This is a genomic window from Nocardia sp. NPDC060220, from assembly GCF_042727815.1.
In the GTDB taxonomy this organism is placed as follows: domain Bacteria; phylum Actinomycetota; class Actinomycetes; order Mycobacteriales; family Mycobacteriaceae; genus Nocardia.
The window spans coordinates 1-8,619 of record NZ_JBHWZY010000236.1 but is presented as its reverse complement, the minus strand read 5'-3'; the positions used below and the strand labels follow the sequence as shown (position 1 = coordinate 8,619).

At 66.9% G+C, this 8,619-nt stretch carries 10 protein-coding genes; 9 read left to right on the top strand and 1 reads right to left on the bottom strand.

What is annotated here, in order from left to right; translation table 11 throughout:
* The 5 genes from ACFWF3_RS14730 to ACFWF3_RS14710 all read left to right on the top strand — a co-directional run.
* A partial coding sequence (locus ACFWF3_RS14730) for an ATP-dependent DNA ligase (RefSeq protein ID WP_379314075.1) occupies window positions 1–1,176 on the top strand: 1,176 nt, incomplete at its 5' end.
* Between the two features lie 73 nt (window positions 1,177–1,249).
* Window positions 1,250–2,437 (top strand): anion permease, encoded by a 1,188-nt coding sequence (locus ACFWF3_RS14725; protein WP_378991135.1) that lies wholly within the window; start codon window positions 1,250–1,252, stop codon window positions 2,435–2,437.
* A 12-nt stretch (window positions 2,438–2,449) separates the two neighbouring features.
* Window positions 2,450–2,731: a hypothetical protein gene (locus tag ACFWF3_RS14720; RefSeq protein WP_379314074.1), complete on the top strand. Its 282-nt coding sequence runs from the start codon at window positions 2,450–2,452 to the stop codon at window positions 2,729–2,731.
* A gap of 11 nt (window positions 2,732–2,742) precedes the next feature.
* Window positions 2,743–3,108, top strand: coding sequence for a DUF3349 domain-containing protein (locus tag ACFWF3_RS14715; protein ID WP_379223002.1), 366 nt, complete (start codon window positions 2,743–2,745; stop codon window positions 3,106–3,108).
* A gap of 100 nt (window positions 3,109–3,208) precedes the next feature.
* Window positions 3,209–3,883: a TetR/AcrR family transcriptional regulator gene (locus ACFWF3_RS14710; RefSeq protein ID WP_379298752.1), complete on the top strand. Its 675-nt coding sequence runs from the start codon at window positions 3,209–3,211 to the stop codon at window positions 3,881–3,883.
* Window positions 3,884–3,945: 62 nt separating this feature from the next.
* Here the strand turns inward: ACFWF3_RS14710 and ACFWF3_RS14705 are convergent, their stop codons facing one another.
* Window positions 3,946–4,962 carry an alpha/beta hydrolase gene (locus tag ACFWF3_RS14705; RefSeq protein WP_378991131.1) on the bottom strand — a complete coding sequence of 339 codons (1,017 nt, stop codon included), beginning with the start codon at window positions 4,960–4,962 and terminating at the stop codon, window positions 3,946–3,948.
* Window positions 4,963–5,207: 245 nt separating this feature from the next.
* Between ACFWF3_RS14705 and ACFWF3_RS14700 the strand changes: the two genes are divergently transcribed.
* The 4 genes from ACFWF3_RS14700 to ACFWF3_RS14685 form a co-directional block, all read left to right on the top strand.
* Complete coding sequence (locus tag ACFWF3_RS14700; RefSeq protein ID WP_378991129.1) at window positions 5,208–6,002, top strand: ABC transporter ATP-binding protein; 795 nt, start codon at window positions 5,208–5,210, stop codon at window positions 6,000–6,002.
* Window positions 5,999–6,784, top strand: coding sequence for an ABC transporter permease (locus tag ACFWF3_RS14695; RefSeq protein ID WP_379314073.1), 786 nt, complete (start codon window positions 5,999–6,001; stop codon window positions 6,782–6,784). Before ACFWF3_RS14700 ends, ACFWF3_RS14695 begins: the two co-directional genes overlap by 4 nt.
* The gene (locus ACFWF3_RS14690; RefSeq protein WP_379314072.1) at window positions 6,781–7,581 is read left to right on the top strand and encodes an ABC transporter permease; all 801 of its coding nucleotides are present in this window, start codon (window positions 6,781–6,783) and stop codon (window positions 7,579–7,581) included. The genes ACFWF3_RS14695 and ACFWF3_RS14690 overlap by 4 nt, the downstream gene beginning before the upstream one ends.
* A 60-nt stretch (window positions 7,582–7,641) precedes the next feature.
* The coding region (locus ACFWF3_RS14685) for an ABC transporter substrate-binding protein (RefSeq protein WP_379314071.1) at window positions 7,642–8,619 on the top strand (978 nt) is incomplete at its 3' end.

The following is an 8,619-nucleotide window of genomic DNA, read 5'->3' as shown; positions in this document are numbered from 1 at the left end:
GGGGTATCCAGAGTGGTCGCGGTGTGCGGGTCGGCCGCGACAGCTTCCAGTGCGAGGTCGGCGGCGCCCAGCGACCGGCCGGTGACCGGCATCCCCGTCGACGTGGTGCGCCGAGCCCATATGCTCTCGGGCCGGCTGCCCGTCACCGCGATCGCCGCGCTCGCCGGGGGCGAGCAAGCCCTGGCCGCGTTCCGCCTCGAAGTAGGACGCCCGGTAGCGCCGATGCTCGCCGCACCCGGCGGTTCGCTGGACGAGGCCCTCGCCGAGCTGGGCTCCGACATCAGTGTCGAACACAAGCTCGACGGCGCCCGCATCCAGGTGCACCGCGACGGCGACCAGGTCTGGGTCTTCACCAGAACCCTGCGCGACATCACCTCGGGCGTCCCCGAACTCGTCGAGCTGGTCAAGGCCCTCGACTGCGCCACCGTGGTCCTGGACGGCGAAACCCTCGCCCTGACCGACGCGGGCCGCCCGCGCCCGTTCCAGGAGACGATGAGCAGGTTCGCGACCATCGGCGATCCACGCCGGTTGCACCCCTATTTCTTCGACTGCCTGCACCTGGACGGCATCGATCTGATCGACGAACCACTGCGCATCCGGCGCACCGCGCTGGAGCGGGTCGCGGGCGATCACAGCATTCCCGCGCTCATCGCGCCGACCCCAGAGGCCGCCGCCGACTACTACGACGACGCACTGGCGGTCGGCAACGAGGGCGTGATGGTCAAGGCGCTGGATGCCCCGTACGCCGCGGGCAGGCGCGGCAAAGCCTGGCAGAAGATCAAACCCGCGCACACCCTCGACCTGCTGGTAATCGGCGCCGAATGGGGTTACGGCCGCCGCACCGGGTTCCTGTCCAACCTGCATCTGGCGGCCCGCGATCCGGAGACCGGTGAGCCGGTGATGGTCGGCAAGACGTTCAAGGGCCTCACCGACGAACTGCTGCGCTGGCAGACCGAGGAATTCCCGCGCCACGAAACCCACCGCGACGGTCAGGCCGTGTACCTGCGTTCCGAACTCGTCGTCGAGATCGCGCTCGACGGCGTCCAGACCAGTACCCGATATCCGGGCGGAGTCGCGCTGCGCTTCGCCAGGGTGGTGCGGTACCGGCCGGACAAGGAACCGGCGGAGGCCGACACCATCGAGGCGGTGCGCGCGCTCGGCGTGGCCGCCGGCTGAGCTCAGCCGCTGGTCGTGCGACTTACCCGCAACAGTTTGGCAATCCGGCGGCAGCATACGACACACTGTTCCGGTGAGCGCCGAACTAATGGTCCTGTTGATCGTCATCGTCACAGCTCTCGCGTTCGACTTCACCAACGGATTCCACGACACGGCCAACGCCATGGCGACCTCGATCGCCACCGGTGCGCTGAAGCCGAAGACGGCAGTCGCGCTCTCGGGCGTGCTGAACCTGATCGGGGCGTTTCTGTCGGTATCGGTCGCGGCGACGGTGGCGAAGGGGATCGTCCAATTGGACGATGTGGGCGGGCAGGACCTGCTGGTCATCGTCTTCGCCGGCCTGGTCGGCGGCATTCTGTGGAACCTGTTGACCTGGCTGCTCGGCCTGCCGTCGAGTTCCTCGCACGCCCTGTTCGGCGGCCTGATCGGGTCGACGATCGCCGCGCTGGGCTGGAACGGGGTGATCTGGGCATCGGGGTCGGACGGTGTGCTGATCAAGATCGTGCTGCCCGCGCTGCTCGCGCCGGTGATCGCGGCCATCGTGGCGGCCATCGGCACGTTCCTGGTGTACCGGATCACCCACGGCGTCGACCGGGAGAAAACCGAAGAGGGTTTCCGCTGGGGCCAGATCGGTTCGGCCTCCCTGGTCTCGCTGGCGCACGGCACCAACGACGCGCAGAAGACGATGGGCATCATCTTCCTCGCGCTGGTCGCCTACGGCTCGCTGGGCAAGGACGACCACATGCCGCTGTGGGTGATGGCCGCCTGCGCCGTCGCGATCGCCCTCGGCACCTATCTCGGCGGCTGGCGGATCATCAGGACCCTCGGCAAGGGCCTGGTCGAGATCGAGTCGCCGCAGGGCCTGGCCGCCGAGTCGACCTCGGCGGCGATCATTCTCACCTCGGCGCACTTCGGTCTGCCGCTGTCGACCACGCAGACCGCGACCGGTGCGATCCTCGGTACCGGCATCGGCAAGGGCGCCGAGGTGCGCTGGCGGGTGATGGGCCGGATGGCCGTGGCCTGGCTGCTGACCCTGCCGATGGCGGGCATCGTCGGCGCGATCTGCTGGGCGATCGCCAACGTCATCGGTGGACTGCCCGGCGTGCTCGTGGTGTTCGGCCTCCTGATCGCCGGGGCGCTCGGAATCTATCTCCGGTCGCGCCGTGACCCGGTCGGCACTCACAATGTGAACGAATGGCCCGATGGCCATCAGCCACCCACCTCGGCACAGGCGCCGATCGACCAGAACCATGCCGGGTAGAGGGGAGCGATCGTGCACACCGTGATCACCAATCTGAGTTCACTGTGGGAAGTGGTGCTCGCCGCGCTGATCTTCGGCGCGGGTGTGCCTGCGGTCTTCGCCTTCGCGGTGCGGTGGTGGGGCAATGCCGAGACCGTCGACACCGAGGGCCGAGTCCGGCGCAACTATCCGGCGCTGGCGGGCGCGGTGACCTGTCTGGTCCTCATCGTCGTCGTGGTGATCACCGGAATCCTGTTCACCGCCAAGGCGTTCATCGCCCACCAGTTCGGCATCCACCTGTTCGGCCAATCATGAGTGAGGAAGCCATGACCGATCCGAACCCCACTCCCGCGACCCCGCCGGTCCGTGGCAACCTGCTCTCGCGTGTGCTCGGCTGGCTGCGCGCGGGCTATCCGCAGGGCATTCCCCAGTCGGACTATGTCGCGTTGTTCGCCGTGCTGCACCGCCACCTCACCGACTACGAGGTGAGGGTGATCGGGGAGAAACTGGTGGAGGCGAATCCGAATCGGGAATCGATCAGCGAGGCCGAAATCGCGGCCGCCATCGCCGATTTCGCGAAGCAGCAGCCCGCGCCCGACGACGTCTCGCGGGTGGCTTCGCATCTGGCCGCCGGTGGCTGGCCGTTGGCCGAACCGCTCGACGACGGCGAACCCACTACCGAACAGAATTGATCATCGCCAGTTCGACAATTCCGATACGCCAGCGGAATTCGCTCGCGGCGACAATGGCGAATCGCCCGGCTGTCCGGCGATCGCGCGCTAGCATGCATCCGTGGTTCGGCGTGCGGATGTAACCGATAGTGGTCGTAGTTACGGTGGATTGTCGCGCCAGCAGCGAGTCGCGCTACGCCGCAACAGGTTGACCGACGCGGCGCTGGAACTATTCGGTACCCAGGGATATTCGTCGACCTCGATCGAGCGGCTGTGTTCGACCGCGAATGTGTCGACCCGCAGTTTCTACGAAGACATCGGTAGCCGTGAGGCATTACTGATCGCACTCGTCGACCGGTTGAACGCGGCCGCGTTACGGCGCCTCGACGAGGCATTGGAGCACACCAGCGAACAGCCGCTGGTGGTCCGCGTGGTGGAGAGTTTCCGCGCGTTCCTCGCGGTGACCTGCCGTGATCGCCGGGCGGCGCGGGTGTTCTATGTCGAGGTCGTCGGGGTGAGTCCGGTGGTGGAGGAATGGCGGCGCGCGCAGCGGCGGTCGATTTCGGCACTGCTCACCCGGGAAGCGCAGCGCGCCGCCGAACGGGGCGAAGCGGAATCGCGCAGCCTGCACCTGTTCGGCCTCGCGGTAATCGGCGCCGTGAATTCCCTCGCCCAGGAGATGGTGCACGCCACCGTTCCCGGCGACGCGATCTCGGTCGACGAGATCTGCGAAGAGATCGCCTATTTCATCCGCTCCGGGCTCACGGTGCGCACCGCGGTCGCGCCCACCACGTAGCTGCCGGCAACGCAGAAACGGGAGGCATCCGAATCCGGATGCCTCCCGCTTTCAGTGGGAAATCAGATACCCATGCCCTGTGCGAGCAGCGGCCACGACTCGTGCAGCGCCTGCTCCCAGTACGGCCAGTAGTGGGTGCCCATCGGGGTGAACTGGTAGGTCGCCGGGATACCCAGCGAGTCCAGCTTGGTCTTCAGGTTCTGGCTGCAAGCGTTGGTCGCCGCTTCGATGCCGATACCGAGACCGAGGTTGATCACGCCCATCGGGCCGGGCGAACCGTTGAGGTAGTAGGCCACGTCGGCGTTGGTCGGCATGCCGCTACCGCTGGAGATGTAGAGGTTGGTGCCGCGCAGCTTCTCCGCGTTGATGACCGGGTCGTTCTCGACCCACGCGGGATCGTTGTCCGGGCCGTACATGTTCGCGGTCTTGCCACCGGCCCAGGTCTCCACGGAGAACTTGACGGCCTGCTTGCCCATCGGGTCGGCGATCTGCGCGCAGCCACTGTAGGCGGCGACGGACTTGAACAGACCCGGGTTGGCCTCGGCCAGCTGCAGCACCGAGGTGCCGGAGGTGGACAGGCCGGCCAGCGAGTTCAGGCCGGTGGAGTTCAGTGCGCCGTCGAGCAGCGGCGGGAGCTCCTGGGTGAAGAAGGTGCTCCACTTGTTCAGGCCCAGCTTCGGGTCTTCGGCTTTCCAGTCGGTGTAGTAGCTGCCGCGGCCACCGATCGGCTGGATCACATTGACCTGCTTGTCGGCCAGGAAGCTGAGCGCCTGGGTCTGCGCAGCCCAGCTGGCGGTGCCCTCACCGCCGTCGAGGCCGTTGAGCATGTAGAAGTTGGGGGCCGGCTTGGACTCGTCGACGGGACGCTGCACGTCGATCGTGATGTCCTTCTTCATCGCCGCCGAGTACACCTTCAGATGCCACACGCGTCCGTCTTTGACGATGGACGACACGGCTGAGGGCTTCTCGGGTTCGGCGGTCGCGGCGCCACCGGCGACAACGGCCACCGACAATGCGGCGGTCAGAGCCACGGCGGTGGTGCGCAGCGCGGCCACGGTACGTAGTGCAGAGAGCTTCATCGAACAGTCGGTTCCAGTCCACGGGCCCTGTCGGGCACGTCATCGCAGTGCTTCCCCCGGTCGCCGAGAGCATATGCGCTCGACGCCTGCAGGGCTGTCAGATCCTCCGACACTCTATGTCCTCTCACAGGACCGAATCGTTACCGGTTCACTTTTATGGTGACCTCGAGCACGGTTTACGGGGGCGCAATCTGGGCTGTGATTCGGAAATGCCGCCGCAACCAGGCGCTCTTATGGTGACGAGCATGGGTAAGGAAATCCCCGGTAGCGCGACCACCGGGATCGAGATCAGTGGGTTGAGCAAGACCTTCACAGTGGGCCGCAACACTGTCGACGCGCTGGACTCGGTCGATTTGCGGACTTCTCACGGCGCATTCCTGTCATTGCTCGGGCCTTCGGGCTGCGGCAAATCGACGGTGTTGCGGATTCTGGCCGGCCTGGACGAGCCGAGTGCGGGCACCGCGCGGATCAACGGTATGTCCCCGGAACAATTGCGCGGTGGCGCCGAGCTCGGTATCGCGTTCCAGGATTCGGCGTTGCTGCCGTGGCGCAGTGTGGAATCGAACATCCGGCTGCCGTTGCAGGTGGCCGGGCTGCCCGCCGAACCGGACCGGATCGCCGAACTGATCGCGCTGGTCGGGCTGGAGGGGTTCGAGAAGGCCAAGCCCGCGCAGTTGTCCGGCGGTATGCGCCAACGGGTTTCGATCGCGCGAGCGCTGGTCGTGCAGCCGTCGGTGCTGCTGCTCGACGAACCGTTCGGCGCGCTCGACGACATGACCCGCCAGCGCTTGAACCTGGAACTGCTGCGCATCTGGACCGAGAAGCCCGCGACCACACTGATGGTCACCCACGGCATCGGCGAGGCGGTGTTCCTGTCCGACGTGGTGGCGGTGATGAGTCCGCGACCGGGCCGGGTGCTGGAACTGGTCGAGATCGACCTGCCGCGTCCGCGCACACCCGAGATGATGCGCACACCCGAATTCCACAAGCTCTGTGACTACCTGTCGGAGCTACTCTTCGGGCGGGGTGGGGTGGCATGAGTGTGGCGACAGCCCGGCGGATCCCGGCCGACATGGGCCGGGTGGCCGGGGCACTGGGCGTGGTGGTGCTGATCGCCCTGTGGTGGGCGCTGGCCGCCGCCGGAACCGCGGGCGGGACGATTCCCTCACCGGGGCGGGTCCTTTCGACCATGTGGTCGGACGGGTGGGGCCTCTACGGGCCCAACTTCCAGGTCACCGCGATCGGGGCGTTGCAGGGCTTCCTCTGGGGCAACGTGCTCGCGATCGGGGTCGCGGCGCTGATCATGCTGGTGCCGCGGATCGAACCCCTCGCGACCCAGCTGGCCATCCTGAGCTACTGCACGCCGCTGGTGGCGCTGGGCCCGATCATCCTGGTGGTGTTCGGCGGGCGCACGCCCACGGTGTTCCTGGCCGCGATGTACTGCTTCTTCACCACCATGGTCGGCGCGGTGAGTGGATTGCGCTCGGCCGATCCGGCGAGCCTGGATCTGGTGCGCGCCTACGGCGGTGGCCGCTGGCAGCAGCTGTATCGGGTGCAGGCCATCGCCGCGCTGCCGAATACGTTCGCCGCCTTGAAGATCGCCGCGCCGTCGGCGGTGCTCGGCGCGATCATCGGTGAGTATCTGGGTGGCGTCGACAGCGGCATCGGAGTCGCGCTCACCGCGGCCCAGACCGCCTACAACGTGCCACGCACCTGGGGCATGGCGATCGCCGCGGCCGCGCTGGCCGGGCTCGGGTACCTGCTGGTGGCAGGCGCGGCCCGCCTGATCACGCCGTGGACGACGGTGGAGGAGGGGCGATGACCACCACCGTCGCGCGCCGGATCGGCCGCTTCCTGCTGCCGCTGGCGACGTCGCTGATTCTGTTGCTCGTCATCTGGACGCTGTTTCTTCGCCTGTTCCCGCAGATCGGGCCGCGAGTGGGCAAGACGCCGTCGGATGTCTGGGCCTATCTGGTCACTTCGGCGGGTGCGCCTGCGGCGCGGCAGGCGATCTTCGACGACCTCGCGATCACTCTCGGTGACGCGGCTTCGGGGTTCGTCGTCGGGATGCTCGGCGCGATCGGCGTGGCCGCGCTGCTCGTGCTGTATTCGGCTGTGCGGCAGACGTTCATGCCGGTCGCGATGCTGTTGCGGTCGGTGCCGCTGGTCGCCCTGAGTCCGATCGTGGTGCTGATCTTCGGCCGAGGCACCGCGGGGGTGACGGTGCTGACGGCGATCGTCGTGTTCTTCCCCGCCCTGGTGATGATCATGACGGGCCTGCGCGAAGCGCCCAGGCAGGCAATGGAATTGGTGACCGCCTACGGCGGCACACGGTGGACGCGACTACGGATGGTCGCGGTGCCCGCCGCGCTGCCGTCGGTGTTCGCCGCGGCCAGGGTCTCGGTGCCCGGCGCGTTGATCGGCGCCCTGCTGGGTGAATGGCTCGGCAGTGGAACAGGATTGGGCGCGAGCCTGGTACGGGCCATCCCGATGTTCCAGTACAACCGGCTGTGGGCGTCGATCGTGGTGGTCACGGTGGTATCGGTGTTGCTGTACGCGATCGTCGGCGTGATCGAGAACGTGGTGCTCGCGCGCTTCGGCCCGAGCGCCGGAAAGTAAGGAATAGCGGCGGAACGTGGCGGCAAAGAGAACGAAACGCATCGAACCTACATTTTGCGTATGAACAGTATCGACCGTCGTTCCTTTCTCCGCTTTTCCGCATTGACCGGCGCGGCGCTCGGCGGCGCCGGACTGCTCGCCGCCTGCGGCGGTAGTTCGGCCACTTCCTCGAACGGCTCGACCGACGACGGCTCGAAATTCGGCAAGGTCGCTGTCCAGTTGTCCTGGATCAAGAACATCGAATTCGCGGGTGAGTATTTCGCCGATTCGAAGGGCTATTTCAAGGATGCGGGATTCGGTGCGGTAGATCTCGTCGCGGGTGGCGCGGCGTCGACTTCGGTGGAAGCCGGTCTCGATACCGGCAAGATCTGGCTCGGCCTCTCCGCGCCGCAGACCACCGCGCCCGCCGTGCTGGAAGGACTACCCGCCAAGATCGTCGGCGCGACCTATCAGAAGAACCCGTTCGCGATCGTGAGTTCGGCGGGCAAGCCGATCACATCACCCGCGCAGATGAAGGGCCGCAAGATCGGTGTGCAGGACACCAATCAGCTCATCTTCAGCGCCCTGCTGGCGGCCAACGGCATCAGTCCCGGCGATGTCACCGTGGTGCCCGCACAGTTCGATCCGACCCCGCTGGCCAACGGCGAGGTCGACGGCTGGGTGAGTTATGTGACCAACGAGCCGATCACCCTGGCTGCCAAGGGCTTCGCCAACGACCACTTCCTGTTCGCCGACTTCGGTCTGCCGCTGGTCGCGGAGACATTGACGGTGAGCCAGCACACCATCGACAACGAGCGCGACAAGCTCAAGGCCTTCCTGACCGCCCAGATCAAGGGCTGGAAGGACGCTGTCGCCAACCCCGCCGAGTCCGCGCGGTTGGCCGTCGAGGTCTACGGCAAGGACCTGAAACTCGACCTCGCCGAGCAGACCAAGGAGGCCACCGCGCAGAACGACCTGGTCGTCTCGGCATCGACCAAGACTGACGGCCTGCTGACGATGTCGGACGCGCTGATCGAGCAGAACATCGCCGCGCTGCGT